This window comes from Sulfuricurvum sp. (assembly GCF_030691015.1).
In the GTDB taxonomy this organism is placed as follows: Bacteria; Campylobacterota; Campylobacteria; order Campylobacterales; family Sulfurimonadaceae; genus Sulfuricurvum.
In genome coordinates, this window is record NZ_JAUYFF010000001.1 from 588,940 (window position 1) to 615,525 (window position 26,586).

General features: G+C 43.0%; 31 protein-coding genes and 1 tRNA gene. 14 read left to right on the forward strand and 18 right to left on the reverse strand.

Features of this window, described 5'->3' with window-relative positions:
* Nucleotides 1-82 precede the first annotated feature (82 nt).
* On the forward strand, nt 83-586 hold the full coding sequence (locus Q8O20_RS03185; RefSeq protein WP_305529946.1) for an RDD family protein: 504 nt from the start codon (nt 83-85) through the stop codon (nt 584-586).
* Nucleotide 587: 1 nt separating this feature from the next.
* Nucleotides 588-1,685 carry an MFS transporter gene (locus Q8O20_RS03190; protein WP_305529947.1) on the forward strand — a complete coding sequence of 366 codons (1,098 nt, stop codon included), beginning with the start codon at nt 588-590 and terminating at the stop codon, nt 1,683-1,685.
* On the opposite strand, the gene Q8O20_RS03195 is transcribed toward Q8O20_RS03190, so the two are convergent.
* Genes Q8O20_RS03195 through Q8O20_RS03210 form a run of 4 tightly spaced genes read right to left on the reverse strand, consistent with a single transcriptional unit; the run spans nt 1,682 to nt 3,764 of the window.
* Nucleotides 1,682-2,524 carry a mechanosensitive ion channel family protein gene (locus Q8O20_RS03195; protein WP_305529948.1) on the reverse strand — a complete coding sequence of 281 codons (843 nt, stop codon included), beginning with the start codon at nt 2,522-2,524 and terminating at the stop codon, nt 1,682-1,684. The two genes, Q8O20_RS03190 and Q8O20_RS03195, sit on opposite strands and share 4 nt — an antisense overlap.
* 12 nt (nt 2,525-2,536) lie before the next feature.
* A complete protein-coding gene (locus tag Q8O20_RS03200; protein ID WP_305529949.1) occupies nt 2,537-3,157 on the reverse strand; it encodes an NAD(P)H-dependent oxidoreductase in 621 nt (206 codons plus the stop codon).
* The gene (locus Q8O20_RS03205; protein WP_305529950.1) at nt 3,142-3,480 is read right to left on the reverse strand and encodes a DUF309 domain-containing protein; all 339 of its coding nucleotides are present in this window, start codon (nt 3,478-3,480) and stop codon (nt 3,142-3,144) included. The genes Q8O20_RS03200 and Q8O20_RS03205 overlap by 16 nt, the downstream gene beginning before the upstream one ends.
* On the reverse strand, nt 3,456-3,764 hold the full coding sequence (locus Q8O20_RS03210; RefSeq protein WP_305529951.1) for a hypothetical protein: 309 nt from the start codon (nt 3,762-3,764) through the stop codon (nt 3,456-3,458). The genes Q8O20_RS03205 and Q8O20_RS03210 overlap by 25 nt, the downstream gene beginning before the upstream one ends.
* Nucleotides 3,765-3,848: 84 nt before the next feature.
* On the opposite strand from Q8O20_RS03210, the gene Q8O20_RS03215 reads away from it, so the two are divergent.
* A complete protein-coding gene (locus tag Q8O20_RS03215) occupies nt 3,849-6,668 on the forward strand; it encodes a helicase-related protein (protein WP_305529952.1) in 2,820 nt (939 codons plus the stop codon).
* Here Q8O20_RS03215 and Q8O20_RS03220 read toward each other — a convergent pair.
* The 7 genes from Q8O20_RS03220 to Q8O20_RS03250 all read right to left on the reverse strand — a co-directional run bounded on the left by Q8O20_RS03220 (nt 6,654) and on the right by Q8O20_RS03250 (nt 12,577).
* The gene (locus tag Q8O20_RS03220) at nt 6,654-7,652 is read right to left on the reverse strand and encodes an HD-GYP domain-containing protein (RefSeq protein ID WP_305529953.1); all 999 of its coding nucleotides are present in this window, start codon (nt 7,650-7,652) and stop codon (nt 6,654-6,656) included. The genes Q8O20_RS03215 and Q8O20_RS03220 overlap by 15 nt on opposite strands.
* A 12-nt stretch (nt 7,653-7,664) precedes the next feature.
* Nucleotides 7,665-8,288 (reverse strand): DNA-binding protein, encoded by a 624-nt coding sequence (locus tag Q8O20_RS03225; protein ID WP_305529954.1) that lies wholly within the window; start codon nt 8,286-8,288, stop codon nt 7,665-7,667.
* The gene (locus Q8O20_RS03230; RefSeq protein WP_305529955.1) at nt 8,285-9,238 is read right to left on the reverse strand and encodes an HD-GYP domain-containing protein; all 954 of its coding nucleotides are present in this window, start codon (nt 9,236-9,238) and stop codon (nt 8,285-8,287) included. The genes Q8O20_RS03225 and Q8O20_RS03230 overlap by 4 nt, the downstream gene beginning before the upstream one ends.
* A 9-nt stretch (nt 9,239-9,247) precedes the next feature.
* Nucleotides 9,248-9,745: a YajQ family cyclic di-GMP-binding protein gene (locus tag Q8O20_RS03235; RefSeq protein WP_305529956.1), complete on the reverse strand. Its 498-nt coding sequence runs from the start codon at nt 9,743-9,745 to the stop codon at nt 9,248-9,250.
* Between the two features lie 55 nt (nt 9,746-9,800).
* Complete coding sequence (locus tag Q8O20_RS03240; protein WP_305529957.1) at nt 9,801-10,496, reverse strand: succinate dehydrogenase/fumarate reductase iron-sulfur subunit; 696 nt, start codon at nt 10,494-10,496, stop codon at nt 9,801-9,803.
* A 58-nt stretch (nt 10,497-10,554) separates the two neighbouring features.
* A complete protein-coding gene (locus Q8O20_RS03245) occupies nt 10,555-12,156 on the reverse strand; it encodes an FAD-dependent oxidoreductase (RefSeq protein WP_305529958.1) in 1,602 nt (533 codons plus the stop codon).
* Between the two features lie 163 nt (nt 12,157-12,319).
* The gene (locus tag Q8O20_RS03250; RefSeq protein WP_305529959.1) at nt 12,320-12,577 is read right to left on the reverse strand and encodes a hypothetical protein; all 258 of its coding nucleotides are present in this window, start codon (nt 12,575-12,577) and stop codon (nt 12,320-12,322) included.
* A 119-nt stretch (nt 12,578-12,696) separates the two neighbouring features.
* On the opposite strand from Q8O20_RS03250, the gene Q8O20_RS03255 reads away from it, so the two are divergent.
* Nucleotides 12,697-13,602: an AEC family transporter gene (locus Q8O20_RS03255; RefSeq protein ID WP_305529960.1), complete on the forward strand. Its 906-nt coding sequence runs from the start codon at nt 12,697-12,699 to the stop codon at nt 13,600-13,602.
* On the opposite strand, the gene Q8O20_RS03260 is transcribed toward Q8O20_RS03255, so the two are convergent.
* The 4 genes from Q8O20_RS03260 to rpsU form a co-directional block, all read right to left on the reverse strand.
* Nucleotides 13,599-14,831, reverse strand: coding sequence for a GGDEF domain-containing protein (locus Q8O20_RS03260; protein WP_305529961.1), 1,233 nt, complete (start codon nt 14,829-14,831; stop codon nt 13,599-13,601). The genes Q8O20_RS03255 and Q8O20_RS03260 overlap by 4 nt on opposite strands.
* A 105-nt stretch (nt 14,832-14,936) precedes the next feature.
* Complete coding sequence (locus Q8O20_RS03265; RefSeq protein WP_305529962.1) at nt 14,937-15,857, reverse strand: D-2-hydroxyacid dehydrogenase; 921 nt, start codon at nt 15,855-15,857, stop codon at nt 14,937-14,939.
* Nucleotides 15,854-17,017, reverse strand: a complete 1,164-nt coding sequence (gene purT, locus Q8O20_RS03270) for a formate-dependent phosphoribosylglycinamide formyltransferase (RefSeq protein WP_305529963.1) — start codon at nt 17,015-17,017, stop codon at nt 15,854-15,856. Before purT ends, Q8O20_RS03265 begins: the two co-directional genes overlap by 4 nt.
* A gap of 119 nt (nt 17,018-17,136) precedes the next feature.
* Nucleotides 17,137-17,349 (reverse strand): 30S ribosomal protein S21, encoded by a 213-nt coding sequence (gene rpsU, locus Q8O20_RS03275; RefSeq protein WP_015652475.1) that lies wholly within the window; start codon nt 17,347-17,349, stop codon nt 17,137-17,139.
* A 79-nt stretch (nt 17,350-17,428) separates the two neighbouring features.
* On the opposite strand from rpsU, the gene dnaG reads away from it, so the two are divergent.
* On the forward strand, nt 17,429-19,075 hold the full coding sequence (gene dnaG, locus Q8O20_RS03280; RefSeq protein ID WP_304741281.1) for a DNA primase: 1,647 nt from the start codon (nt 17,429-17,431) through the stop codon (nt 19,073-19,075).
* Nucleotides 19,076-19,089: 14 nt separating this feature from the next.
* On the forward strand, nt 19,090-20,061 hold the full coding sequence (locus Q8O20_RS03285; RefSeq protein ID WP_305529964.1) for an argininosuccinate synthase domain-containing protein: 972 nt from the start codon (nt 19,090-19,092) through the stop codon (nt 20,059-20,061).
* On the opposite strand, the gene Q8O20_RS03290 is transcribed toward Q8O20_RS03285, so the two are convergent.
* Complete coding sequence (locus Q8O20_RS03290) at nt 20,054-20,317, reverse strand: cation transporter (RefSeq protein WP_305529965.1); 264 nt, start codon at nt 20,315-20,317, stop codon at nt 20,054-20,056. The genes Q8O20_RS03285 and Q8O20_RS03290 overlap by 8 nt on opposite strands.
* Nucleotides 20,318-20,438: 121 nt before the next feature.
* On the opposite strand from Q8O20_RS03290, the gene Q8O20_RS03295 reads away from it, so the two are divergent.
* Complete coding sequence (locus Q8O20_RS03295; protein WP_305529966.1) at nt 20,439-21,128, forward strand: sulfite exporter TauE/SafE family protein; 690 nt, start codon at nt 20,439-20,441, stop codon at nt 21,126-21,128.
* Between the two features lie 10 nt (nt 21,129-21,138).
* Here Q8O20_RS03295 and Q8O20_RS03300 read toward each other — a convergent pair whose 3' ends face one another.
* Nucleotides 21,139-21,933 carry an HDOD domain-containing protein gene (locus Q8O20_RS03300; RefSeq protein ID WP_305529967.1) on the reverse strand — a complete coding sequence of 265 codons (795 nt, stop codon included), beginning with the start codon at nt 21,931-21,933 and terminating at the stop codon, nt 21,139-21,141.
* Nucleotides 21,934-22,051: 118 nt separating this feature from the next.
* On the opposite strand from Q8O20_RS03300, the gene Q8O20_RS03305 reads away from it, so the two are divergent.
* Nucleotides 22,052-22,474: a hypothetical protein gene (locus Q8O20_RS03305; protein WP_305529968.1), complete on the forward strand. Its 423-nt coding sequence runs from the start codon at nt 22,052-22,054 to the stop codon at nt 22,472-22,474.
* A 6-nt stretch (nt 22,475-22,480) separates the two neighbouring features.
* On the opposite strand, the gene Q8O20_RS03310 is transcribed toward Q8O20_RS03305, so the two are convergent.
* Nucleotides 22,481-23,098 carry a hypothetical protein gene (locus Q8O20_RS03310; RefSeq protein ID WP_305529969.1) on the reverse strand — a complete coding sequence of 206 codons (618 nt, stop codon included), beginning with the start codon at nt 23,096-23,098 and terminating at the stop codon, nt 22,481-22,483.
* A gap of 106 nt (nt 23,099-23,204) precedes the next feature.
* On the opposite strand from Q8O20_RS03310, the gene Q8O20_RS03315 reads away from it, so the two are divergent.
* From Q8O20_RS03315 to Q8O20_RS03340, 6 genes are all read left to right on the forward strand, one after another.
* Nucleotides 23,205-23,280: transfer RNA gene (locus tag Q8O20_RS03315), tRNA-Ala, on the forward strand.
* 150 nt (nt 23,281-23,430) lie between these two features.
* Complete coding sequence (locus Q8O20_RS03320) at nt 23,431-24,399, forward strand: hypothetical protein (protein ID WP_305529970.1); 969 nt, start codon at nt 23,431-23,433, stop codon at nt 24,397-24,399.
* Nucleotides 24,400-24,411: 12 nt separating this feature from the next.
* Nucleotides 24,412-24,537, forward strand: coding sequence for a hypothetical protein (locus Q8O20_RS03325; RefSeq protein ID WP_305529971.1), 126 nt, complete (start codon nt 24,412-24,414; stop codon nt 24,535-24,537).
* The gene (locus Q8O20_RS03330; protein WP_305529972.1) at nt 24,522-25,541 is read left to right on the forward strand and encodes a DNA-binding protein; all 1,020 of its coding nucleotides are present in this window, start codon (nt 24,522-24,524) and stop codon (nt 25,539-25,541) included. The genes Q8O20_RS03325 and Q8O20_RS03330 overlap by 16 nt, the downstream gene beginning before the upstream one ends.
* The gene (locus Q8O20_RS03335) at nt 25,541-25,975 is read left to right on the forward strand and encodes a Fic family protein (RefSeq protein WP_305529973.1); all 435 of its coding nucleotides are present in this window, start codon (nt 25,541-25,543) and stop codon (nt 25,973-25,975) included. The genes Q8O20_RS03330 and Q8O20_RS03335 overlap by 1 nt, the downstream gene beginning before the upstream one ends.
* A gap of 81 nt (nt 25,976-26,056) precedes the next feature.
* The gene (locus Q8O20_RS03340; RefSeq protein WP_305529974.1) at nt 26,057-26,581 is read left to right on the forward strand and encodes a SurA N-terminal domain-containing protein; all 525 of its coding nucleotides are present in this window, start codon (nt 26,057-26,059) and stop codon (nt 26,579-26,581) included.
* Nucleotides 26,582-26,586: the final 5 nt, after the last annotated feature.

Consider the following 26,586-nt stretch of genomic DNA (forward strand, 5'->3'; position numbering starts at 1 on the left):
GCTGACTTGCTGCTGTCATTTGGGATAACGATATTATGAATCAACTTGGTAAACGAATAGTAATATCGTTATACTTTCACTTATGAGATGGCGAACCCTAAAAACAAAAAAATATTCACACACCACAAAACCCAAAGCACTGTTTGCCCCTTTTTGGCCTCGTGCCGCAGGATTTGTAACCGATATTTTCATGATAGGGCTCCCCATATCCCTCCTCATGATGATTGTCTTCGGCTATGATCAAATGAATACGGCAGGCGGCTTGGATGTCTTAGTCCATGACCCTAAAGCCCAGAGCAACCCCCCTAATCCGATAGCTTCGATTACCCAAATAGCGCTCTTTCTTATAACATACGTTTGGTTATGGCACAAAAGCGGTCAAACACCGGGGAAAAAGCTGGCTCGTACGCGTGTCGTAGATGCCCTAACCCTCCAAAATGCCCCTTATTGGAAACTAACCCTCCGTTTTATCGGTTATTTTCTCTCTTTTATAACACTGATCGGATTTTTTATCGGGCTGTTTCGAAAAGACAAACGGGCGTTGCACGACCTCCTCAGCGGCACTGCCGTTATCCGCGTCCCCTAACATGAGCGTTTTAATCGCCTCTTTCTATTTTTTCTATTTTGCCTTGATTGGGGTACATGTTATTTTTGTCCCTAAAATTCTTTCCATGGTAGGATATGCTCCGGCAGCGATCGGTGTTATTTTTGCCTCCGCTCCGCTGGTGCGGTTTGCGATACCGTTTCTCTTTCTCAGAGGGTTCAAACTAAGTCAAAAAACATTTTTTTCCGCCCTCATTCTTATGGGATTAGGTGCAGCAGGATTTTATCCCGCATTGGAGCATTTTTGGCCTCTACTGATGGCCAATATCCTCTTTGGAATCGGACTTGCCCTCATTCTCCCCTACATCGAAGTAATCGCGCTGGAACAGATAGGCAAAGAGCGCTATGGAAAGATCCGTCTTTTCGGCTCCTTCGGGTTTATCGCCATCGCTTTGGTTTTGGTTAAATATCTCAGTACACCGTATGTCGGGATTGCATTTTTAATCGTTATGGCCTTGATAACAATGTTTTTTGGAGCACTGATCGGATGGAGAGAACGCCATAGTCCGAGCGATGAGTGCGGTGCATCACACGAGGAGTGCCGTTTTTCAATCCGAAACCATATTCCTCTCTGGATCGGTTTTTTTCTGATGCAGGTAAGCTTCGGTCCCTTTTATAACTTTTTTACCATCTATACGACCGATCACGGAGTCTCTTTGGATACTACCGTATGGCTGTGGAGTTTTGGGGTTATTGCCGAAATCATAATGTTCTATTTTCAAGGCAAGCTGCTCCGACGCAACCTCCATGCTCTACTATGGATTACCGCATTCATTACGACCCTACGATGGTTTTTGGTTGCCCTCTTTCCTAACTCTTTGGTCGTTTTGTTTGCGTCCCAGAGCCTTCATGCTTTTAGTTTTGCCCTCTTTCATACTGCCGCAATCAGTGTGCTGTTTTCTCTTTATAAAGCACGACGTCTATCACAGCAATTTTTCTTTGGGATTTCGTATGGTCTGGGGGGGTTTGTGGGGGCATTGGGGGCGGGAGTCGTCTATCAATACGCTCCTGCGTATCTCTTTATCGCCGGAGCGATTGCCGCACTGGGCGCGACGCTCGCTTTTTTGATGAATAACCGCTAATCTTCGTGCTTGACGTGGGTTACAACCTGAGGAAGCGGAACGGTAATATGATGCTGATCAAACGCCAATTTGGTCAATTCGGTTATCTCAAACATCACATCCCAATAATCTTCAACCTTTACCCATGGACGGGCAATCAGTTGGACGGAATTTTGGGTCAATGCCCCAACCGCGACAAGTGACTCAGGTGTTTGCAGTACTTTAGGGTGAGCGTCCAATATGTCTGATACAATCGTTTTGGCAAGTTTGAGATCATCTTTGTAATCGATATCAAACGTCATATCGATCCGTCGTGTTTCATTCCCCGTATAGTTGATAATGTTTCCGGCGATCAATGCACCGTTGGGGATAATAATCGAACGGTTATCCGCCGTCGTTAGTGTTGTCGAAAACAGGTTAATTATTTTGACCGTCCCCATCACTCCCGATACTTCGATAAAATCACCCACTTTAAACGGACGGAAGAAGATAATCAGCACCGCAGCCCCGACATTGGCAAGGGTATCTTTGAGTGCCAAGCCGATTGCTAAGCCCACTGCACCGAAAACCGCAACAAATGAGGTGGTATTAATTCCCAGATTGCTCGCAGCCGCAACGAGTACCGCAATCATCAACGCAACATAAATAGCATTGCCCGCAAAAGATATGAGTGTTTCATCTACATGGGACCTTACCATCCCTTTACGCATCAAGGTTATGAGTTTGTGAACGATCCATTTTCCGATAAAGAAGATGGTAACCGCTCCTAGAATTTTGAGTCCGTATTCGGTAGCATACCCCATTATGATGTCGGTGTACTGTGCAACTTTGTCTTCGACATGTTCAATTTTACGGATCATCCTTTTCTCCTCTTAGCGGTATTCAACGATCTGTTTCAAATCAAGACGCACTTGAGGACTCTGCGGATTTACTCTGTATCCAAATGCGCAGATCACAGCGACACTGTGACCGTATTCAATATCCAAGATTGCTTCAACTTGCTCTTTATCGAACCCCTCTATCGGGCAGCTGTCGATCTCTAATGTCGCCGCATAGGTCATCATGTTCGCTAAGGCAATATAACACTGCTTTGCCGTCCAGTTCTCCAGCAATACCTCATCACATTCAATCGGTTCAAGGTAATTTTTATAGACCCCCATATAGGTATCGACCGATTCAGCACTAAGACCGCGACGCTCAAACATTTTACGTACATACGGTGTACCGCTGCGTACCGTGTCGTTATCGGTGGTAAAAATCACCAATTCGGAACACTCGGTAATCTGGTTTTGATTCCAACACGCACTTTTAAGTGCCTTTCGGAGATTCGGCTTTCGAATAACGATCATTCTCCATGGCTCCATCCCAAACGATGAAGGGGACGTGCGAGCCACGTCCAGCAGTGATTCAAATTCCTCAGCAGGAATCTGTTTTTCGCTATCAAACACTTTACACGCATGACGAAACGCCATCGCTTTTAAAAATTCTGACATTCTAATCTCCTAGTGTGAATAAGTGCTTCTATTTTAACGTAGAGTTCTTTATGGGGAGTAATAAGATTCTCTAAAAGTATCCGATATTTGAGATAGGTTTGCCAAGCAATTTGTGCGGGCTTTGCCTTTCCTCGATTTATCAGCTCAAAACTCACAGCAGCATTGATAAACCCTTTCCAAAGAAGCACTTCATCATTTGCTTCAAAACGACGCGGATACCAAATAGCCTCCACATCCTCATGGGCATCGTAATAACGACCCTCTTCGAGTGAGCGAACAAACGCCTCTAATGCTTCTGTTATACCCTCAAGTTTTTGCGCCAATACCCTCTTCCTCCCCGTAAACTGATACAGACGTGTTTCGGAAACTTACCTCGAAACTCTTTTAGTCGCTCTTTGGAGGATTTCCCGCTGTCGCAGTAAAAAACAAACACACTTCCCTCTGGCTCGTTTTTAAGAATCGGCGGAGTGTAAAGAGTCGTCTCGGCACCGTCAATAGGATTTAGGATTGTATCAATTAGCAGTACTTTAACGCCATTGGCTTCAAGCTCTTTTTTGTTACGTAAAAACTCTTCTTGCGTCCATTCATCGACATTTAGATCGACCATATCCGCCCCTTTACAGATCATTTTGCGAAAGTTTATCAAAACAAGAAATGCTTTAGCCTTAGGATTTTAGGCTACACTTACACTATGGCTAAGAAAAAGAAAAAAATGATCAAACTCAACCAATCCATTCGCCATTTTTTCGGCAATGAAGGATTTGATGAGGGGATAGAGCGGGTTCCGACCGAATCCCTCATTGCCCTCTCTCACACACTAGGGATATTTACCGGTACAACCGACAAAACAACTCTCATTAAAACCTTTCGCCGTTTGTGGTCGGAGGGGGAGAGCGACAGTCGTGAGATGATTGTCGCATTTTTCAAAAATGAGGGGAAGATCTATCCCAATCCAAAGCCCAAAGAGAAACCGCATGAGCGGGAAGAGAAAATCGATGAGTTGTTAGAGGCTTTTGATATTACTCCTGATGAGCGGCGCACACTGCATTCTTCATTTATCGATATTCGTACCCGAAAAATCACACCTGAAAAAATTGCAGGAAAACTGGAACATATCCGATATACCCTCAAGCGAGAAGCTCTCGAAAAAGCGTTGGAAGGGAAATTCAACTTTGACGATACGTTAGAGTACTATGCTCCTATACTCTACCATATAGATACAGAAAGCTTTACTAAAATTCATGTCCTGAAGACACCACCGCTGAATGAAAAACGGTTACATGAAGAGTCTCTGGAGATATTGGTTCCAGAAATAACGGAACTAAAATCTGCTCTGACGGCACAAAAACAAGAACAAACAAATCAGTTTTTATCTTCTCTCAATCTTGCTTCTCACCGTTATCTCACGAAAGAGCAGATTATTGCTTCTCTTAAAAGCGCGCCCCCCTCTATCCAAACCTATGGAGCGCTCAACAATGAGATTTTACGGGATGTATTGGCACACCATTTGCACACCCCGCTGACATCGATCGGAAGCGACGATTTAATCATCGAAATTGAGAAACAGCTTATCCTTCCGTATCGTGAAGAGCCGCTTGAATATACCCTCTCCCTTCATCTGGATGCACATGAGTTAAGCCGCCAAATATGGAATGAAGAAGAGCTTACTATCACAACGATGGTCGAGAAACAAAGTGTTCAAGAGGAGAGAGCATTTCTCGATGAATTGCATCATCTCATCGAAGAGTGTCGTACAAGGTCTAAACTCTTGGAGATGAGCGATGAGGATCTTTATGGGGTTGTTTATGAACTCCTCATCCCCTATCTCACCCACACCCCCCACATCAGTTCCAAAACGACTCGACGGGTACTTTTTGCTTTTGACCAGCGCAATGCCAACGAACTGCTCAAACGTCAGCGTCAAGCACTCCTTGCCCGTACCGTACGCGATTTTAAAAATCTCTTCCCACTAGCACGTTCACTGCGACGCCGTCTTATTTTTCATACGGGGCCTACTAACAGCGGTAAAACCTATACGGCGTTTCAACAGCTCAAAAAGGCGGGAACGGGATATTATCTTGCACCGTTGCGTTTGTTAGCGTTAGAAGGGTACGAGACACTTCGTGAGAATGGAGTCAACGCATCACTTATCACCGGAGAAGAGCAGCTCCTCGATGAAGATGCGACCCATATCAGCTCCACCATCGAGATGCTCAGTTTCGAAACAGAGGTCGATTGCTGTGTTATTGATGAGGTACAAATGATCGATGACCGCGATCGGGGATGGGCGTGGGCGAATGCCATCATCGGCTCACCTGCGAAAACGGTTATTATGACAGGATCCCCAAACGCCAAAGAGGCCGTCATCGCGTTAGCCGAATATTTGGGTGAACCGTTGGAAATTGTCGAATTTGAGCGTAAAAATCCCCTCGAACTTCTAAAATCAGTCACACCGATTGATGCTATTGAGCCAAAAACCGCCGTGATAGCCTTTACCCGTTCCAATGCTCTGCGATTGAAACAGCAACTCTCTAAAACATACAAAACCAGCGTTATCTACGGAAATCTAAGTCCCGAAGTACGCCGCGAAGAGGCACGACGTTTCCGCGAAGGGGAGACGGACATTCTCGTCGCGACGGATGCGATCAGTATGGGATTAAATCTTCCCATTAAAACACTTCTCTTCTCCAAAGCCGACAAATTTGACGGCCAAAACCAGCGCAACCTCACCGCTACTGAGGTACGGCAAATCTCCGGACGGGCGGGACGCTATGGATTGAGTGAAAAAGGGTATGTCGGTGCGCTTACCGGTGATGTCCTCAAAACCATCACCACACTCTTTACTAAAGCGATCGATCCGATAACACTCCCCTTCAATGTGATGGCAAATTTTGATCACATTATGCTCGTCTCAAATATTTTGGAGGAGAAATCACTCTCCAATATCGTTGACTTTTTTGTCGAAAATATGAAATTTGAAGGGCCATTCCGTGCCGCCAACCTCGAATCGATGCAGGAAGCCTCCGCTATCGTCGATCGCTATGATTTGGATATGCGAACCAAATATACTCTTGCTACCGCACCCCTTTCGACCTCATCACCACTTGTTATGGCGTCATTCGAGCGCTATGTAAGAGCTTTGGAGCAGAAAAAACCGATCGCCTATATTCCCCCGCAACGTTTGGGTCATTATGCCCTCTCTATGGAAGAGCTTCAAGAGGCGGAAGATCGGATCAAAGAGATCAGTCTTTATTTGTGGCTGTCATATCGGTTGGGAGAATTTTTTGTCGATGCCGAAAAAGCACGAACATTTAGAGGGGAGCTGAACCGCTTTATCGAAAACTCACTCCAGCAAAGCCATTTTGTCCCACGTTGTAAAACATGCGGAAAACCGTTAGCCCCAAATAGCGAATTTGCAATTTGCCAAAGCTGTTTTAATAATCTCAACCGAGCTAAAGGACAGCAAAATTCTGCCGAAGTGAGAAAACGTTTCCCTTCAAACCGCCGATAAAATATCCCCATGCTGCTGCATTCGAATAAAAGCATCAACTATCTCCATATCGAGATGATGCTGCATCGTTTTTTTCATCAGCATCAAGGTATCGTAGGAACTCATACTCTCTTTGTAAGAGCGTTTGGTTGAGATGGCATCAAAGACATCACACACGCCGATAATACGGGCAAAGAGTGTAATATTTTTTCCCATAAGCCCATCAGGATAGCCGCTACCGTCAAGTTTTTCGTGATGATGACGTATCCCATCGAGAATACGGTTATCACGAATTCCTATCTTCAAGGCGATCGTATGCCCATAGAGAGGATGGTGCTTCATCTCCTCAAATTCGCTATCGGTTAAATGCCCTTTTTTATTGGTTATTTTTGAATCGACTCTACTTTTCCCCAAATCATGAAGCAATGCCGACATCCCGAGTTCTTGAAGAGTTATCGCGTTAAGTTCTAAATATGATCCCAGACTTAGAGAATAAATACACACATTGATCGAATGGGTATGGGTGTAATAGTCATAGGCGGTAATTTTGATCATTGACTCTATCGCATAGGAATCACTGAAAATCGTATCGACGAATGTATTGACCACTTTTTTTGATTTCGGAACATTTTCAAGCTCTTCGGGATTTTCAAACATCTCATCGAGAATAACCGAGGCTTGCCGATAGATGACTGCCGCTTTTTTGACTATCGGTATATGCTCGTTTCGAGCCACCGCCTGAACAATCTTATCTACAAACAGATTGTATAGAGGAAGATCGCTTTGACGTATGTAGAGAGAGTGTATTTGATCTATTTCGGTTTTTATTTCCGTATCGATAATCGTATTTTTTGACCAAAAAAGTATTTTTTCCGAAAATTTCCCTTCACTGCGAAAAAGGTCAAACTCGAGAACGTCATTGACGTCTAAAAGCCATTTTTCAATTTCTACAAACGATGGTTGATGGCTTTCATCGTATCGCCGAAAAATGCGTATTTGTCTCACTTCAACCGTTGCCTAACGCAACAAATCCGAGTAATCATATTCAGAAGGATTCAGAAATACCTTTCCGTTGCGAAGACTAAGTCTCACATCATCCCCCATCACTGCTTCAAAGCGATTTTTGATCTTTTTTTTCTCTTTGTCGTTATAACGTTTGAGTTTCAAAAAGGATTTTAATGAAACCCACTCCTCGATTTCAGTATCAACCACATCGACATTAATGGCCTCTACCGCATTTGCCTCTTCCATCACATCCTCCACGGAAGCATGCGAGAGAAATTTGGTTGCTACCACATGGAGTACACTGCGCAGTTGTGCATCGCGCTCTTTGTATATTTGCTCTACTTTGACCCGTTCATCGATTAACATTTGTTCTCGTTGATCACGCAACCGACTCGTCTCTTTTTCAAGAACATCTACTTTTTCTCGCAGCCGCTCATTTTCCTGCTCAATATAGTGCGTATAACGGTTATCACTCACGACAGTCGATGAAGCATTGTTTTTTGCCGATTCAACAGCGACATATTTCACTCCGTTATCGACGATACAATCCAAACTACCGCGCCGTATCCGATTATGAATCGCCTCTTTGGAAACATTAAAATACTCCGCCGCATCGGCGATGGTCATTTTCTTCATGATTTTCCTTGTGTATGTAACATTTTAATAAACGAATTCACAATCTTCATATCCAAATGCCCCTCCATCTGCTCTTTCATCAGCTTAAGAGATTCAAAAGAACTCATGGGGTCTTTATAGGAACGTTTTGTTGAGAGGGCATCAAAGACATCACATACGCCGATGATACGGGCAAACTGACTAATATGCTCCCCGTTCAGATTGTCGGGATATCCTCCCCCCCTAATCTTTTCATGATGGTGACGAATCCCACTCAAAATTCGCTCATCGCTAATACCTAGATTCAGAGCAATCTCATGTCCTAGTGCAGGATGGTTTTTCATCTGCATGAATTCATCCTCGGTCAGTTTACCATTTTTATTGATGATCTCGTAATCGATCTTACTTTTCCCAAGATCATGTAAAATAGCCGCCATCCCGAGTACTTCCAGGTCTTTCCCCGTGATTCCTAAAAAGGAGCCTAAACTAAGCGTGTAGATACTGACATTAATCGAGTGGGTATGGGTATAGTAGTCGTGTGCCGTAATCTTCATTAACGATTCGACAGCACTCGTGTCGTTCAGAATAATGTCGATGAAACTGTTGACAACCGGCTGAGTATTTTCAACGTTTTTAAGCGATTCGGGGTTGCTAAACATAGCATCAATCGTTTCAGACGCTTTTTCATAGATTAAACGTGCCTTTTGCTCTGTTGGGATATCAGAGTTTCTTGCAATACTTTGGAGGTGTTTATTGACATAAGATTGATATTGCTCTTCCTCGTCTTCACTAATATAAAGCATTTCAACTTCACGAAGTTTTACTTTAGTATCCCCATTTACAGCACTGTCACTTTGTAAAAAAATGGTCATTGCATTTTTAGTCTCATTCGTCAAAAAAAGATTGAAATCGATTTGTGACCCTTCGGTAATGAGCCGTTTATCAATTCGTTTGTACTTTTTTTGCTTCATCACAAACTCTTATCGAAAGTTTTCGAATACCAATGGCGCATCCCACTCAAGGGATTTGATATGTGCCATTATCTTTTGAAGTTCATCAATCTGTTTGGATTTCACACGGATATAATCACCCTCAATGGCAGCGCTTGCTTTTGTTTTAAGATTTTTAATCTCTGCCATAATTTTTTTAGCTTCTTTGGATTCGATGCTGTCCACGATTTTATAGGTCGCTTTTCGCGCCCCTCCGCTTGCATCCTCGGTTTTCAACTCTTCAAGTGCTTTCGAAGAGAGTCCCCGCTTGATAAGCCGTGCTATAACAATATCTTTGAGGGCGTCGAGCTTATTATCACTGGAAGCAAGAAGGATAAGCTGTTTCTCTTTTTCACGGTAGTTGATTTCGTAGGTGATCCCTTTAAAATCATAACGGCCGATTGCCTCTTTTTCAGATTGAGCAATCGCGTCTTTAAATGCTTGAAGATCAATTTTTGCGGAGATATCGAGAGAGTGTTCAGATGCCATATGAAAGTCCTAACTGTTTTATAACATTAGTATAACACACTAAAACCTTAATATTTTAAAATGTCACTCCTCCAAAATCTAATCCACCACCATAACTCATAGTAGGATCAGAGTATCCCATCATGCCGCTTTTGTTTCGTAACATGCGTATATCTTGTACCGGAGCGATCTGTTGGGGACACACGGGGACACATTCGCCACACAGTGTACAATCCCATATTCCATTGGTTTGGACTGCCGCCATTTTCCCATCACTCCTTTCTTCACGCACGTCATTCACATAGCGCCACACGCGCGTCAGTGCAAAGGGACCGATGAAGTCAGGGTTCACTGCATAGACAGGGCACGCACTGTAACACGACCCGCAGAGGATACAATCCGTTTGTGTCTCGATACGGCTCGCCTCCTCTTCACTAACACATCCCTCACGCGAACCTTCACTCCAAGCGTTTGCACATGAGATAAAACGCTCGATAGAGGATGTATCCACCACTAAATCTCGAATTACGCGAGCATTTCGGATCGGTTCAATCACATCGCCATCACAAGGTTTGTATTCACACATCAACTGCTCACGTCCATTCACTCGGACGGCACAGCTGCCGCATACCCCGCTACGGCACCCGTGGGAAAAGGTTAACGTCGGATCAATTTTTGTTTTAATGTGATTTAAAACACTCAGGAGGGTAATATTTTCTAACTCAACGTTATAGGCTTGTGATTCTTCACCGCGTAAAATAGATATTTCCATCAGTCACACCACTCCCGTTCATTCTCTTCATCGTCAAAATCATCCTCTATATCTTCGTTCATTGTATAAAATCGGCGCATAGTACTCCATCCTCTTTCCATGTGATTGTGTGGGCTCCGAACATCCTGTCGTTTCGGATCGGTGCATCGAGTCGATAATGTGCCCCGCGACTCTCAACACGGCTGATTGCACTCACGACAATGATCTCGGCTAATTCGACTTTATTACCAAACTCAATAAATTCGACCAAATTGCTGTTACACACTTTGGATTTGTCACGCGGTCCCATAAACGGTAACTCTTTCTGCATCTGACGGATCGCGCCGAGCACCGCTTTAAGCCCCATATCATCACGTACTAACCCGACATTGTTATAGAAGATATTTGCGAGCATCTCTTGTTTTTGGTAAAAGTCTATCTGGTTAGTGAAATACATCACTCCGCGAACGAAGTTTGTATCTTTCGCTAACTGTGGGTTATCCGATAAGGAAGCGGGATTTTTAGTTCCGTATTCAGCCGCTTTAGCTCCGCAGTGACGGCCGAAAACGACTAACTCAAGAAGTGAGTTCCCCCCTAAGCGGTTTGCTCCGTGTGTTTTATGGTTCGCACATTCACCGACGGCAAACAAACCGCTCACACTGCTCATGCAATCATCATTAACCTCAATCCCCCCCATACTGTAATGGGCGGCAGGCTTGATCGGTATCCGCTCACGAACCGGATCAATCCCCTCATAAAGCTGTGCCAATTTTCTCTCCTGAGGAAGTTCATGGTTGATAAATGCTTCTCCCAAATGGCGGATATCAAGATAGACCGAGCCACCTCTATTTATCTCATCATGAATTGCACGAGCGACGACATCACGAGAGGCAAGTTCGTCGGTAAATCGCTCATTCTCAGCATTAAGGAGATATCCCCCCGCTCCTCTGGCACTCTCACTAATCAAGATAGAGGAGCCCTTCAGCGCCGTCGGATGAAATTGAATAAATTCCATATCCGCTAAGCGCGCCCCCGCACGTACTGCCGCCGCTAACCCGTCACCGCTCGCTTGAACCGAGTTAGTGGAGTGTTTGCCATAAAGTGCACCGTATCCGCCCGTTGCAAGGATTACAGCGTCGGCACGAATCTCTTCCACTTCTCCGGTTTCAACATGCAAAAAGGATGCCCCTAACACACGGTTAGTACTTTCATCAACACTAAGATTCAGTAAAAAACGGTCATTTTTGAACTCTACCCCTGCTTTAAGGCATTGATCATATAACGTATGGAGGAGCTTGAGCCCTGTATAATCTTGCGCATAACACGCACGCGGAGCTGATGCTCCTCCGAGTCTCCGTCTGGCAATCTCACCCGATTCATCTCGGCTAAACGGCAAGCCGATTGAATTACACCACCGTAATGCTTCAGGAGCCCTCTCACACATAAAAGTGATTTGTGATTCATCGCCTAATCCGGCAGAAGATCGGAGTGTATCTTCTATATGGTTTTCGATTGCATCATCGGAACCTAAAACCGCATTCATTCCCCCTTGCGCCATTGAGGTTTGTGAGCGTGTAGCCAGTGTTTTGGAGGCGACAATCACCTCGGCACCCGCCTCAGATGCTGATAATGCACTCACCAGTCCTGCCCCGCCACTACCGATAATCAATACTTTAGCCATTCAAAACCTTTTTCATCATACTATCGTTTAGATGCAATCTTCATTCGTAAAGGGATTGTAGCGAAAGGGATTTTAGGGGTTTATCAATGAAAGCAAAGGAGATAAAAATTTAAGGGAAAGATAGGAATACTTTTTTTCTTCACAGTTCGGCAAATGCCGAACCTTAAAGTGCTTTTAGCTTTTCTAAGAAAAGCGGTTTACACGTCCCTTTTGGTAATTTTCCGCTGGCCACGTCAGCTCTACACTCTTCAAAGAACTTATCCAATGCAGACTGTTTCTCTGCTCCAAGAGAATCATATTTAGCCTTTTGAGCACCGCCATCTAGCCCTTGAAGCCACGTAGTAACTTCTGCTTTTAATGCATCATTTGCGGATGCTCCAACACAACCGACCAAAAACAATACCCATACAAATTTTTTCATGCCACCCCTTCCACTCATAAAATTCACTACATTGTAACGACGATAACTATAAAAAAATCTTAATAACTCAAAAAAAAGCGTACTGTTTTTTTCGCTACAATACCTATCAAAAAAAGACTATGCAAACATTATTCTCTATTATGGGTATTTACCTTTTTATCGCTGTCGGTTTCGGTGCCAAATGGACATTTAAAGAGAAAATCGATGATCGTACTATTACTCTGCTCAGTGTCTATTTTTTACAAATCTTTCTCACTTTTTGGGGATTGCTCAAACGTCCCATCGATACGGAACTTCTCTTTGCACCTGCCCTCTATCTTGGGATTACATTGGTCTCTTTGCTCCTAATGATTCCATTAGCCCGAATGCTTTTTTCTGAACCTAAAGAGCGCTCCATCGCCACCGTTGCGGCATTAATCGGCAATACGGGAAATCTTGGTATTCCTCTGGGAATTGCATTGTTCGGAGAAATGAGCGTCCCCTATCTTACCCTCATCAACCTCGTCAATGTTTTCGTCGTCTATACGATAGGGGTGTTTTACTATTCACGCGGAGAGTTCAGTGTAAAGGGTTCACTCCTCAATATCCTCAAACTTCCCGTCCTTTGGGCGGCAATGGTCGCTATCGCGCTGAATCTCATCGGCTATGTCCCAAGCCCCGCTGTCGATAAAACGCTGATGATGGGGGCGTATGCTTCTATGACAATGCAACTCGTGTTGTTTGGGATTTATCTTTACGGCATTAAACTCGGTGAGATTAATCTACGACTTAGCGCATGGGTCAACGGAACAAAATTTATTTTGATACCCGTAATCGCGTTTGTCGTATTAGGGATGGTGGAGATGGATAGGGTCGTGAAGGGGATTTTATTTTTGGAGCTGTTAGTTCCGTTAGCGGTAGCGAATGTTAATCTCGCCTCGCTCTATCACTGTGCCCCCCGCACCGTTACGGTGCAGGTATTTACGACATCCATCGTTTTTTTAGGGATCGCGCTGGTACTTCCTACCCTTTTGCACTTGTTTTAACGCGCGACATCTTTGGCTTTTTTATTGGCAAACATTGATTGATCAGCACTGCGAAACAACTCATCAAACATATGCGTTACGTCTTCACTGTATGCAACTCCGTAACTACACGCTATTGTTATCATACCACTTTCTACAACCAAAGGTGTAGTACTCAACTCCCATTCAATCTGCACCGCAATCATTTCCGCATCATGTGCCGATGTATGGGGTAAAAGTGCCAAAAATTCATCTCCTCCAAGACGAAAAACATAATCGCGTCCTTTGAGATTTTCACGTATGACCGATGCAAATCGTTTGAGTACTTCATCCCCGATATCATGTCCATAAGTATCATTAATCGGCTTGAATTTATCCAAATCAAATAATATAATCGAACATTCCAACCGGCTATGCCCATACTGAGCTAATATCTGATTGAGTTTCAATCGATTAAAGACCCCTGTCAATTCATCCACCTCTGCCGATAGCTTGATCGAATCAAATGAATCTGCCAATTGAGCTCGAATTTTATTAAATGCATTTTTCAAATGGTTTAGTTCTGCTATCGATGTTTTTACACTAATCTCTTTTCGTAAATCTTGGTGTGACATAATCCTATCAACCTGAACCACAAAATCATCAAGCGGAGTAATAAATTCTCTCTTCAACATGACGTAAAGGACAAATGATATGGAAAAAAGTGTCACAATAAATATGGCACCGATGATTTTAAAGACATAGGTACTGCTGACCCAAAACTCCCCCATAGGGAAGGTGAGTTCCAACATCCCAGCATCATCACCGATATTTGCATTGGCATGACATCGTAAACACGCTTGCTCAAATTTAATCGCGTAATGATACCGTAGCGTTCCGTTATCAACCAGTTCCATTTCATCTCTATCGATCATCGTAAAAGAGCCTTGCTCTTGTCGTTTACCATACACTGCGTCGACGAGCGGTCCTCGATAAAGTTTAACTTGAAGATTTTTATTATCCTGATTGATACGATACGTCATCGCATCAATCTCCTTTTGCCCCCACCCGTTTTGCATCGCAGTATAAAACATCGAAAAAATCATCCGTCCGGTCTGTTTGCTTTGCTCTTTGAGCGGGTTGCGATTACTTTGACTGACAAGAAGCCAATAGATAACAAATAGTGTTATTCCAAATACTGCTGAAACTACCACTACTTGTTTAACAAATGAGCCAAACCGCTTAATATCGCTTCTCTTGTTTTTTTTCACACTGCCTCTTCTATTGTTATAACTACTTATTATAGTAATAGCACTCTATTGTTAAAAAAATCCTAAAATGGAAAAGCAAGAGAGAAAAGATTGCAGTATTTCGAGTTAAATACTGCAGATGTTATCAATGGTAGCGGCGATAAGCCGCTCACGCGCTTCACGGGATGTCCATGCTATATGGGGAGTGATATAGAGGCGTTCAGGATGTTTTACCGCCAAAAGAGGATGCGGTGTTTTCATCGGTTCACTCATCAATACATCCAAACCGACATAAATCGGCTTGACGTCAATGATCACAGAAAGAGCATCTTCGTCCACAATTCCGCCGCGACCAAGATTTAAAAGTACCGCACCGTCTTTCATCTGCAACAGTTCAGAGTGGGAGATCAAATTTTCGGTCGATTTGTTAAGGGGTGCATGAATAGAGAGGATATCGCTGTTCTCGATCAAACGGCTCAACGTCGTTTTCTCAAAATCGTCGTTCTCATTTTTCCCTGAGGTTGAATAATAACAAACGTTAGCACCGAATGCCCGGGCAATGTTTGCAACAGAGCGGCCGATCTCGCCCAGTCCGATAATCCCCCACGTTTTTCCGCGCAGTTCGCTGAACGAAGGGCCGATATGGGCAAATACCGATTCCTTCTGCCATGCTCCGCTTTTAACGTACTCATCGTAATAACGACTATGCCCCATCAGGTAAAACAACATCGAAAACGTGTGTTGTACCACCGCATCGGTCGAGTACCCCGCCACGTTTTTGACACGGATTCCACGACGTGCCGCCGCCTCATGGTCGATATTATTCATCCCCGTCGCCGCAACACAGATAAGTTTGAGTTTCGGTGCGGCTTCCATTTCGGCATTGCTAATCACCACTTTGTTGGTAACGATCACTTCCGCATCACGAATACGTTCTATCGTCTCATCCACGCAGGTTGTCTGATAGATAGTCACATCACCTAAAGTATCAAACCCTACTAACGAGGTATCCCCGTAGGTTAGTGCATCGAGTATGACTATTTTCATGCGTCTTGAATCTTTTTGATCAATTTTTTCGCTTTTTTGAGCGCTTTGTTCACTTTATCAAATACCAATACTACCGCCATACGTCGTCCGACGTGCGCTTCAGGCTTACCGAACACACGGACAAAGCTGTTATCATCGAATAACTCATCAGCGACATCGATCACCGGTTCATGCGATTCAACCGTGGATTTAAACGCGGCACTCGCACCGTCACCGTAGAACGTAAAGCCTAACGGCAATCCAAGCACCGCACGCACATGGAGGGCAAATTCGCTTTGACTTTGGGTGATGAGCGTTACCATCCCCGTATCATGCGGGCGCGGGCTCACTTCACTGAAATAGACATCGTCCCCCGCCACAAACAGTTCAACACCGAACAGCCCTTTACCGCCCAAACCGTCAGTAATCGCTTTTGCGATCTTTTGAGAGCGTTTGAGTGCTTTTTTCGACATCTCCATCGGCTGCCAGCTGTAGATATAGTCACCGTCTTTTTGAATATGGCCGATCGGCTCACAGAAAACCGTCTCTACGCCATTACGGGCAGTGAGCAATGTGATTTCGTAATCAAAACGGATAAACTCCTCGACAATCAGCTCGCTTGCGTCACCGCGTGCCTCTTTGGCAATCTCCCACGAGTTTTCCAAATCAAACGGACTCTGCGCGATACTTTGCCCATGTCCTGAAGAACTCATCACAGGCTTGATAACACACGGGAATCCGACATCCTCAGCCGCACTGCACATATCCTCATAGGTGCTCACAAAATGATAACGACTTGTTTTAAGACCCAACTCTTCGCTCGCGAAACGGCGGATATTTTTACGGTTCATTGTTTTGTTGACCGCTTCGGCATTGGGGATAACGCAAAACCCCTCCGCTTCAGCCGCAAATAGCGCATCGATACTGATCGCTTCGATTTCAGGGAGAATATAATCGGGTTTCTCTTTACGGATAATCTTTAATACCGCTTCCTGATCTTGCATATTGATCACATGAGATCGGTTTGCTACGAGGTGTGCGGGGGCATTTTTATAACGGTCTACCGCGATCACTTCGATCCCGAGACGCTGTGCCTCGATGGCCACTTCTTTGCCGAGCTCGCCGGAGCCTAAGAGCATGATTTTTTTGGAATTGGTTTTAAGGGGTGCGCTAAAGAGCATAATGTAGCCTTGTGCAAAAATTGTTACACGAAGTTTATCATAGGGTTAGTAAAGGTTTTGTTACAAAGGGAAAAGTTGAGGGGAAGAGGGTTGTAACCCAAGCGCCGAAGCGCAAGAGATTACAGGCGAGATTCGTAACGTCGCATCATATACAAACGTTTTAACATCTTTTTGCGAGCGCTGATTTTGAACTGTTTACGTTTTTCAGTCTCTGTAACATGGTTACGGCGAGCACGAGCTTCAGTAACAATCAGATTACGATCTGTTTGTTTCTTGAAACGGCGGTAAGCAGCATCAAAGTTATCATCTTGTCTAAGAACGATACCAGGCATTCACATCACCTACTTTCTATTTAAAATTTTGAGTGCGAATTGTACCATAACTTTAGGCGTCTTGAGTTAAAATAACTTTATGATTACCCAAGACTCCATTGAGGCTCTCAAAGCCCGGCTTGATATTGTCGATATCGTCGGCACCTATGTCGAGCTCAAGCGTGCAGGAAGCAGTTTTAAAGCTCCTTGTCCGTTTCACGATGAGAAGTCCCCGAGCTTCGTCGTCAACCCCTCACGCCAAAGCTACCACTGTTTCGGATGCGGCGCACACGGCGATAGCATCAAATTCGTTATGGAGTACGAGAAACTCAACTACCCCGAAGCAATCGAAAAACTGGCCGCTTCGAGTAACTTTTCCCTTCATTACACCGACGACACGAAACAAAAAAAACGCTCTAACCTACTCGAGACACTGAACGAGTGGTACCAAAAGCTTTTAGAGCAAAATAAAACGGCAATGGATTACCTCCATGAGCGGGGAATTTACGCCTCCAGTATCGAGCGGTTCGGTATCGGATACGCCCCGACCTCACCTGAAACGCTCCGTTTTTTAGAACAACGAAAACTTCCTACCCCAGATGCGATCGAACAAGGGGCTATCGGGCGAGGGGAAGAGGGGAGACTCTTCGCCCGTTTTATCGAGCGGATCACGTTTCCGATCCACTCCACCAGCGGTGCTATCGTCGGATTCGGCGGACGTACCATCACCGGACATCAAGCCAAATACGTCAACTCTTCCCAAAGTGCCATTTTCAACAAATCGCGCCTCCTCTATGCCTATCACCTCGCCCGTGAAGCGATCTATCGCCGCCGAGAGATCATCGTAACCGAGGGGTATTTGGACGTCGTGATGCTCCATCAGGCAGGATTTACCCATGCCGTCGCGACACTGGGAACAGCTCTCACAGCAGAGCATCTTCCGCTGTTACGCAAGGGTGAGCCGAAAATATTCTTGGCCTATGACGGCGACAAAGCGGGACGTGCCGCCGCGTACAAAGCCTCCAAGCTTTTGAGCATGTCAGGGTTTGATGGTGGCGTTGTTTTGTTCGAAGGGGGACTTGACCCCGCCGATATGATCAAAAACGGCCAAATCGAGCAGCTTAATGCCCTTTTGCACCGTCCGATCCCTTTTATCGAGTTTGTTATCTCAGAGATGATTAGCGCCTATGATCTCCAAGATCCCAAAGCCAAAGAGACGGCACTGCATGAAAACATCGCTTTTCTCAAAACCCTCTCTCCGCTGCTTCAAGAAGAGTATCGCCCCTATATTGCCTCAAAACTGGGGATTTCTCCTTCATTGATCCAAGTGGGACGCCCCAATAAAACCGCTACCGTGCAACCCATCAATTTTTCCCATCACGATATTTGGGAACTGAGTTTTATCAAAACACTTTTGGAGCGTCCTCATATCACAGACACCTTGCTAGATTTTATAGACGGGAGCCTCTTGCAATACCATGCGAGTGAGTTCGAAGCCGCCCTTCAAGGACGCTCAGACGATCCAAGACTCAGCGCATTGATGATAGATGATCGAATACGTACGTTTGAGGGAGATGAGGGGATGAGAGCGGAACTTATTACTTTCTTGAGTGCTCATTATAATCGTGAACTCAAAAAAGTGACAACTCAAAATACGATATCATTCGATCAAAAATCGTATTTAATACGTCAATTTCGGGACAAAATCGAACGCCTAAAGCGTGGTGAATTAGTACCGTTAGGCTAAAACGAAGGAATTATATGAAAGCCATAGCCCTATTCAGCGGTGGACTAGACTCAACATTAGCAATGAAACTCATCCTTGATCAAGGGATCGAAGTGATTGCCTGCAATATCAATACAGGATTCGGTTCGACCAAAGATCGCCTCACCCATATGAAAAACATGTGCGAGCAAGTGGGTGCCGAATTTAGAAGTATAGATATCCGTGATGAATATATCCGCGAAGTCCTCTTTACCCCAAAATACGGCTACGGTAAAAACTTTAATCCCTGCATCGATTGTCATGCGAAAATGTTTGAAGTGGCCAAGCGGCTTATGAATGAGTGGGGGGCAAGTTTTCTCATCAGCGGCGAAGTGCTCGGGCAACGTCCGATGAGCCAAAATCGTGAATCACTTGATAAAGTCCTCAATCTTAGCAACTGCGATGGATTGCTTTTACGCCCATTGTGTGCACAATCGTTGGAGCCGACCCTTGCCGAAATCAACGGATGGGTCGATCGTGACAAACTCGAAAATATTGTCGGACGTAACCGTGAACGACAAATAGAGTTAGCCAAATCATTCGGACTCAAGGATTACGAAGCACCGGGTGGCGGTTGTCTCCTCACCGATGAGAAGTTCTCTAATAAAATCCGTGATTTTATCGCTCATGATACCTTTACTATTGAAGATATCCCGACACTCAAATACGGCCGCCAGCTTCGTCTTCCGGAGGGGGCAAAGCTCATTATCGGGCGCAATGCCGAAGATAATGCCATACTAGAAGCCATTGAGAATCCCAAATACATTCACATCGATACGGAACTCTTCGGTCCCCATTCACTTATCTCACACAATGCGAGCGATAACGACCGTGTGTTAGCGGCAAAATTGATGTTAGCGTATTGTAAACCGGATTTTGAAGGGGAGCAAACATTGATGTTTGGAGAAGATGCACTCACAACCGTGAGCGACATGAGCCGCCACGATGCACAAAGGTATTTTATTTAGCTACTGTGCAGCCATAACCTGCTTTTTTAACGGCATCGCACATCGCTTCGGCTTTTGTGCCGTCTGAAGCTTTTACTTCCGCTTTGCCCTCTTTGAGATAAACAGTTGATTCTTTGACCCCATTTACTTCGTTCAGAGTTCCTTTTACATTTTTCACACACGCAGGGCAGGTCATACCGCTCACATTGAGTTTTACGAGCTGATCGGCACTTGTAATCGCAACTAAAGCAACTAAAGAGAGGAGAACTTTTTTCATTCGCGAATCCTTTAAATAATTTCGTGCTATTGTTTCACAGAACTGTTAAATTTGTGTTAAGTCTTAACACTGTTGTAACAAAAATTATTTAAACTATTGATATTCACTAAAAGGTTTAATTATGTACGGTATCGAATGGTGGCTCATAATTTCGATTGCATTTGCGGGAAGTTTCGGTCATTGTATCGGGATGTGTGGCGGCTTTATCGTCGCCTACAGTTCGACCAAAATCGATGCTTCGATGAGTCGTAGCGCGCAGTTCGTCCGTCACAGTGCCTACAATATAGGGCGTGTTAGTTCTTATATCTTACTGGGAATGGTATTCGGTGCCATCGGAGCGCTATTTGCTCTTAGTATGGAGATGCACGGCGCCTTGTTTATCTTTGCCGGAATCATTATGATAATCACCGCGCTGGGAATGTTCGGCCTCTCAAAACTGATTCATATACTCGAACGGGGATTTTCTAGCAACGCTCTTTTTAAAACCCTCTTTTCACGCTTAATCAAAAGTAAAAGTATCGGAAGTTTTTTTGCATTAGGGGTGATGAACGGCTTTTTCCCGTGTGGATTTGTCTTTTTCTTTGCGGCAAAAGCTGCATCATCCGCATCAATCATCGACGGCGGGCTTATTATGGCGGTATTTGGTCTTGCTACCATTCCGGCATTGCTCGCACTGGGACAATCGGTCTCTTTCTTCAAAGAGATCGCATTTCGCCAGACAATGAATCGAATTGCTGCGTTAGCAATCTTGATTTACGGTCTTTACAGCGTTTATTACGGGTTAGCTTACTTTTTTGATTTGCCGATTTAGAAGATAGGCTTTACACTTGTTTTTGAGTAGATTTGACCGACTGAATAGCTTCTTCAAAGGCACTTTTATTTAATCCGAATCCCTCTATCATTTCGAGTGCGGTGCGTATCCCCTCTTCGCTAAACGTATCTCGTAAATTAACCGCTTGTGTAATAACTCTTAACACCTGTGCGTGAGGATTCTGGGTTGATGGGTTTGATATTTCTCGTAATGTCTCAATAAGTGCCGTCTCAAAATTCCAATGTTCAAACATAGCTGCCGCAATTTCATAACTGCTTATCTCAAGATACTTTCGCTCAACCTCTTCTAAAGACCCGCCTTGGGCAATATCTTGTAAAAAATGCTCTAAATTTCCTGTCGAAATTACTTTGAGTGAGGCGACAAGCTTTCCAAGTTCCATCAAAAAAGCACTGCTTTGGAGTAGTGGCAACATACTCTTATCGACATTTCGATACCACTCTCGCGCCAAAGACATTTGCAGTGTCGATACCGTTGTTAAATCATCAATACTCGCTGAGTAAGGGCTTAAGTCAATCACAACCGACTTTTTAATCGCACTCGCCGCCGCAAATCCCCGAATCATAGATATTCCAAATAGCATTACCGCTTTCGAAATGGAGGATATTTCTTTACTCATCCCATAGAGCGGTGAATTAACCGATTTTAAAATGTTAGCACTGAGCATCGGATCATGTTCGATAACGCGTGAAAGTTCATCAATATCAGTATCGTGACTCATACACAGCTCTTGTATCCGTACTACAGAAATGGGTAAAGGGGGGAGGCTTTTTATCTCTTCAAGCATATAGTATCATTCCTCTCAATTTTCATCTAAACGGGAGTGTACTCCGACTCATTTTAAAGCATTATTAGTTTGAGATAATTAACGCTATACTAATCAAATATTTTTTTGAGGAGTTAAAATGGCAGGGGTAATATTTTCATTTTATGACTTTGCATCGTTGATCGATCTCAATATCGGAATATCGGATCGATTGGATGAAAACCGTTCGGAAAGTTTTACAATTTTATTTTGCGATTTTTCAAATATTTCACATGCGTTAGTTGAATCAAACATTCAAACCTTGCTACGCACGTCCGACTCCATTGTCCATTATGAAGATTACTACTTTTTCGTCATGCCCTATACCGACCGATACGGATGCGGGTTTGTTAAAAAAATGGTTCAAGATATCTTTGGCAAACCTATCCAAACTGCCGCGATTTGTTATCCATCCGACGGAGAAAACTCTGCTGAATTACTGGAGTCTCTCCATGCCGAAGTCAAAAAGATTCACAAGATCGATCTCGACTGCCTCTACAGTGCGGCGAATCGGGAGCCGTAAAAATATTTAGCGCTGAGTTACCATCGGTTTAAATGTATGATACGGTGAGTTTTTGTAATACTCTATTGCATCGTGTATATCACTTTTACGTCCAATATTTCGATCATATACATAAACCGTATTAGTAACTTTTTCACATGGCTGTACTTTGCACGGTTCCGCTTTCGCCTCTTGTACATTTGGTGCGACAGCCACTCGTGTTACAACAGCACTGCTCGCTGAAGGGGATGAAGCCGTTTCATGTGCTGTAGAAATCGATACTTCTTTTTTAACCGAAGCAACCGGAGTGTGCGCATCTGCAGCTTTTTTCTCAGCAGTAGCACTCTCACATGCCTTCGGTGTTGTTCTGTTGATCGGACGGACAAAAGCATCTTTGCTAATAGCTTTCGCTTTTTTTAGATCATGATATGCCGACGCAGCTGATGGGTATTTACCTACCGTTACAATATTGCACTTTCCCTCTTTTTTCTTCGTTGATGGGAGAACACTTTTATGTACTTTCTTTTCAAAAGCGGGAGTAATCGAAGCCTCTTTTTGGGCACTGATCGTCTGAATCGTATATTCCTCCGCACTCAACACTACACTCGTTACACTGAACATTATAATTAGGGCTAAATTTTTCATACCCCTATATCGACACGATAAGAGTAAAACTTTACCGTTGCCCTCTTTTTTGTTGCGCATTGACTTTTAAGAGCCCTCTATCGTATAATGGCGCTCCAATATCTTTGGGCCCTTAGCTCAGCTGGGAGAGCGCGTCGCTGGCAGCGACGAGGTCAGCGGTTCGATCCCGCTAGGGTCCACCAACACCACTTCATCTAACAATCACCTGCACTCATCGTAAAAGCCAAAAAATTATCATCTATTTTCTCTTGCGCTATAATATCCTCACTTTAACATTGAGGCAAATAAATTGGCATTCTTCAAATCAAATACTACAGTTACATAAAGTATAAATGAATACTATTAAAACTTTATCTATCTTCATTGTTTCTTACCTGTTTGTAATTTATATTAATGAATTCAAAATTGAGGATTTCCCTACATTTGTAGTTTCTTTAATTGCACTTGTAATTTCATTGATCGCTTTAATTTATACTATTGAAACTTATATGCTTAAATCAGGTATTTATCTTAGAGGTATGTATGGAATTACATTTTTTAATTCTGATAGTCATCAAGCATTTATAAATCAGATCACCCTTGAAAATATAAAAGATAAAGCCATTATTATTTTTAATATTTCTATGAAAATTGGTGACAATTATATTTTACTGCTAGAAGATTTCAAAGATGAGCCATTGATTATAAAGCCATTTGAAATTTACCAAAAAAAATATGAAACCGTCTATTGCTATATATCCAATATGATAAAGTTGGACATACAAGAATTACTTATTGATCAAGATGTAAAAAAGATTTTTATTCTTTCTACAAATCACGGAAGATATGAAGTTAAAGAAACTGTTAACTTCCATCATCCTTTACAAGAATTAAGTTTGAACAGTTGTACGACGCTTGTGCATCCATGTCGATCCGTGTATAAAAGCAAAGTTATTGGAGAAGATGTAAGCTATATTATTGACATGGATGATGAGGTTATATTTTTACATAAAGGCGATGAACAACTTCAAATATTTAATAATTTTGATTTGACATCTCATTCATTGACAAGTCGTGATAATTTAGAAATCTTTTTTGAGCAACAAAAGCAACTAGGAAATATAAAATATAACTTTCTTCAAGTTATCGATGCCGACATTGTTCATAGTGATATCAAGAAAAAATATTTTGCTGAAAATAAGGCTAAAGATAACATATCTCTAAGAAAAAGAATACATTGTAAGTATTTGACTCTATTGAATTTATTTAGATCACAAATAGACTATATGCTATATAAAATGAAAAAAATTCTGCATATATGATTGGAAAAGAGAATGACAGCTTTAGAACTCCAAAATCATCTTAAAGCCCACTATCCAAAAGAAAACGAAGCGTGCGAATGGAAAGAGTTTAAAAATCTCAAATCAATAAAGGAAATATTCGTATGGCTAAAGATTTAACCAACTCCAGTTTGGAACGACAAAATATCCTCAATAATCCTTATGCTGTACAAGAAATCGAAAAAGCAACCAATCTTCAGGGAGTACGTTTTGAAGATGGTGTGCGTTTCGTAAAAGAACAAGTAGCTGATTTTTTCGGTATTGATATTCGAACCGTTGAGCGCTATTTAGAAGCGCATGGGGATGAGTTAGAACACAACGGATATGAAGTTCTAAAAGGGGGAAAACTACAAGCATTTCGTGAAGCGATCAGTGCACAGTTTGTGACCGACATTGATGTCGGTAGCAAAGTACGGAATCTCGGTATATTCGACTTTCGCTCGCTCTTAAATATTTCCATGTTGCTCACTGAGAGTGAGACGGCCCGTGTATTACGACAAACCATTTTGGATGTTGTGATCGACACCATTAACCAACGTACAGGCGGCGGGACTAAATATATTAATCAACGTGATGAAGATTTTATCCAAGCCTCTTTCGCAGAAGAAAATTATCGAAAAGAGTTTACCAACGCGCTAAGAGATCATGTTGATATGGGAACATTTAAATATCCTCTCTATACAGATAAAATTTACCTATCGATCTTTCGAGAAAATGCTAAGGAATACCGTAAAATCTTAAAACTTCACGAAAAAGATAATGTTCGAGATACTTTTTATTCAGAAATTTTGGATCTTATCGCATCATTTGAATTTGGGTTTGCAAAACTTATCGAAGAATCAGCCAAGCGAAAGGGATCCCAATTAACCTCATATGAAACAGATCATTTGTACAAAGAGTTTGAATCGCAAGCTCACTGGAAACCATTGATTGAACGCGCCCGTAACAAAATGGCAAGTCGAGATTTAGCGTTTAGAGATGCATTGCATCAACAACTTGAAGAGTATATTACACCTGTGCAGAAAATGGATTTTGAGCGTTTTCTTGGAGAAAAAAGTAAAGAGCTTGCCGAGAGACTCGAAGAGGCAAAAGATGTCTTTAAACGCCTTAAGGAACGCAAATAATGGCATTAATATACCTGACATTGGAACAGGCTATAGCAACTCATGCCAAAACGGTAGAAGTAAGTGGTGGCGGAGCAATGGGGCATTTAGATATTGAGCAACTTGGTAGTTGCTTGGATCATATCCGAAATGATGTCTATTATCCTACATTTGAAGATAAATTAACCCACATATTTTTTTGCGCTAATAAATTTCACTGTTTTGAAGATGGCAATAAACGTATTGCTATTTCCGTAGGTGCTCAATTCTTGCTACTTAATGGATATGTGTTTGTAGCCAAACGCTTTATTCATGAAATGGAAAATATCAGTTACCACGTAGCCGCAGGTAAAATTGAAAAATCCTTACTTCATGAAATCATCACAGCCGTTATCAATGATGACATGAATAATGAATCCATTAAACTCAAAATTTTTATGGCAATATCAGATTAATGCAAGACATTTCTCCCACTTAACCTTTTCGTATTAAACACATACTATAATAGCCCTAACACTTTTCCAAAAGGAACCTTTATGAAACTTTCCCTTGCACTTGCCTCATTTGTACTAACCTCTACTTTTGTATTTGCCGCTCCCGCCGCCCTCGCAACCGTCAACGGCAAAGCGATTACTACGAATGATGCAAACGCATTTTTGTCCAAAGCTGCACCGGGAATGAGTTTTAATAAACTTGATCCGAAAATGAAACGCCAAGTGGTCGATCAACTTGTAAACCAAACGCTTGTAAAAGATCAAGTTATCAAAAGCGGTATTCAAAGCACCCCTGCCTTCAAAGCCCAATATGCTGCGATCAAAAATGATTTGGCAGTCGATATGTGGATGAAACAGCAAATGAATAAAATCACCGTCACCGACAAAGAGACCAAAGCCTTTTATGATGCTAACGGCGATAAGATGAAACAAGGGGATAAAAAAGTTCCGTATGAACAAGTAAAAAAAGAGATTACTCAATTTTTAAAACTGGAAAAGTTTAAAGAACATATGAATAAAACAACGGATGCGCTCCGTGCAGGTGCAAAAGTAGAAATCAAGCTCTAAATTTA

Bases quoted from the DNA above. Each gene is read 5' to 3' on its own strand.
- Q8O20_RS03185 (WP_305529946.1), top strand. From the start codon at position 83: ATGAGATGGCGAACCCTAAAAACAAAAAAATATTCACACACCACAAAA.
- dnaG (WP_304741281.1), top strand. From the start codon at position 17,429: ATGATTACCCAAGACTCCATTGAGGCTCTCAAAGCCCGGCTTGATATT.
- Q8O20_RS03340 (WP_305529974.1), top strand. From the start codon at position 26,057: ATGAAACTTTCCCTTGCACTTGCCTCATTTGTACTAACCTCTACTTTT.
- Q8O20_RS03245 (WP_305529958.1), bottom strand. From the start codon at position 12,156: ATGGCTAAAGTATTGATTATCGGTAGTGGCGGGGCAGGACTGGTGAGT.
- Q8O20_RS03200 (WP_305529949.1), bottom strand. From the start codon at position 3,157: ATGTCAGAATTTTTAAAAGCGATGGCGTTTCGTCATGCGTGTAAAGTG.
- Q8O20_RS03290 (WP_305529965.1), bottom strand. From the start codon at position 20,317: ATGAAAAAAGTTCTCCTCTCTTTAGTTGCTTTAGTTGCGATTACAAGT.
- Q8O20_RS03285 (WP_305529964.1), top strand. From the start codon at position 19,090: ATGAAAGCCATAGCCCTATTCAGCGGTGGACTAGACTCAACATTAGCA.
- Q8O20_RS03210 (WP_305529951.1), bottom strand. From the start codon at position 3,764: ATGGTCGATCTAAATGTCGATGAATGGACGCAAGAAGAGTTTTTACGT.
- Q8O20_RS03305 (WP_305529968.1), top strand. From the start codon at position 22,052: ATGGCAGGGGTAATATTTTCATTTTATGACTTTGCATCGTTGATCGAT.
- Q8O20_RS03240 (WP_305529957.1), bottom strand. From the start codon at position 10,496: ATGGAAATATCTATTTTACGCGGTGAAGAATCACAAGCCTATAACGTT.
- Q8O20_RS03300 (WP_305529967.1), bottom strand. From the start codon at position 21,933: ATGCTTGAAGAGATAAAAAGCCTCCCCCCTTTACCCATTTCTGTAGTA.
- Q8O20_RS03215 (WP_305529952.1), top strand. From the start codon at position 3,849: ATGGCTAAGAAAAAGAAAAAAATGATCAAACTCAACCAATCCATTCGC.
- Q8O20_RS03230 (WP_305529955.1), bottom strand. From the start codon at position 9,238: ATGAAGCAAAAAAAGTACAAACGAATTGATAAACGGCTCATTACCGAA.
- Q8O20_RS03295 (WP_305529966.1), top strand. From the start codon at position 20,439: ATGTACGGTATCGAATGGTGGCTCATAATTTCGATTGCATTTGCGGGA.
- rpsU (WP_015652475.1), bottom strand. From the start codon at position 17,349: ATGCCTGGTATCGTTCTTAGACAAGATGATAACTTTGATGCTGCTTAC.
- Q8O20_RS03265 (WP_305529962.1), bottom strand. From the start codon at position 15,857: ATGAAAATAGTCATACTCGATGCACTAACCTACGGGGATACCTCGTTA.
- Q8O20_RS03195 (WP_305529948.1), bottom strand. From the start codon at position 2,524: ATGATCCGTAAAATTGAACATGTCGAAGACAAAGTTGCACAGTACACC.
- Q8O20_RS03225 (WP_305529954.1), bottom strand. From the start codon at position 8,288: ATGAAGAAAATGACCATCGCCGATGCGGCGGAGTATTTTAATGTTTCC.
- Q8O20_RS03310 (WP_305529969.1), bottom strand. From the start codon at position 23,098: ATGAAAAATTTAGCCCTAATTATAATGTTCAGTGTAACGAGTGTAGTG.
- purT (WP_305529963.1), bottom strand. From the start codon at position 17,017: ATGCTCTTTAGCGCACCCCTTAAAACCAATTCCAAAAAAATCATGCTC.
- Q8O20_RS03255 (WP_305529960.1), top strand. From the start codon at position 12,697: ATGCAAACATTATTCTCTATTATGGGTATTTACCTTTTTATCGCTGTC.
- Q8O20_RS03250 (WP_305529959.1), bottom strand. From the start codon at position 12,577: ATGAAAAAATTTGTATGGGTATTGTTTTTGGTCGGTTGTGTTGGAGCA.
- Q8O20_RS03330 (WP_305529972.1), top strand. From the start codon at position 24,522: ATGGCTAAAGATTTAACCAACTCCAGTTTGGAACGACAAAATATCCTC.
- Q8O20_RS03190 (WP_305529947.1), top strand. From the start codon at position 588: ATGAGCGTTTTAATCGCCTCTTTCTATTTTTTCTATTTTGCCTTGATT.
- Q8O20_RS03325 (WP_305529971.1), top strand. From the start codon at position 24,412: ATGACAGCTTTAGAACTCCAAAATCATCTTAAAGCCCACTATCCAAAA.
- Q8O20_RS03320 (WP_305529970.1), top strand. From the start codon at position 23,431: ATGAATACTATTAAAACTTTATCTATCTTCATTGTTTCTTACCTGTTT.
- Q8O20_RS03235 (WP_305529956.1), bottom strand. From the start codon at position 9,745: ATGGCATCTGAACACTCTCTCGATATCTCCGCAAAAATTGATCTTCAA.
- Q8O20_RS03335 (WP_305529973.1), top strand. From the start codon at position 25,541: ATGGCATTAATATACCTGACATTGGAACAGGCTATAGCAACTCATGCC.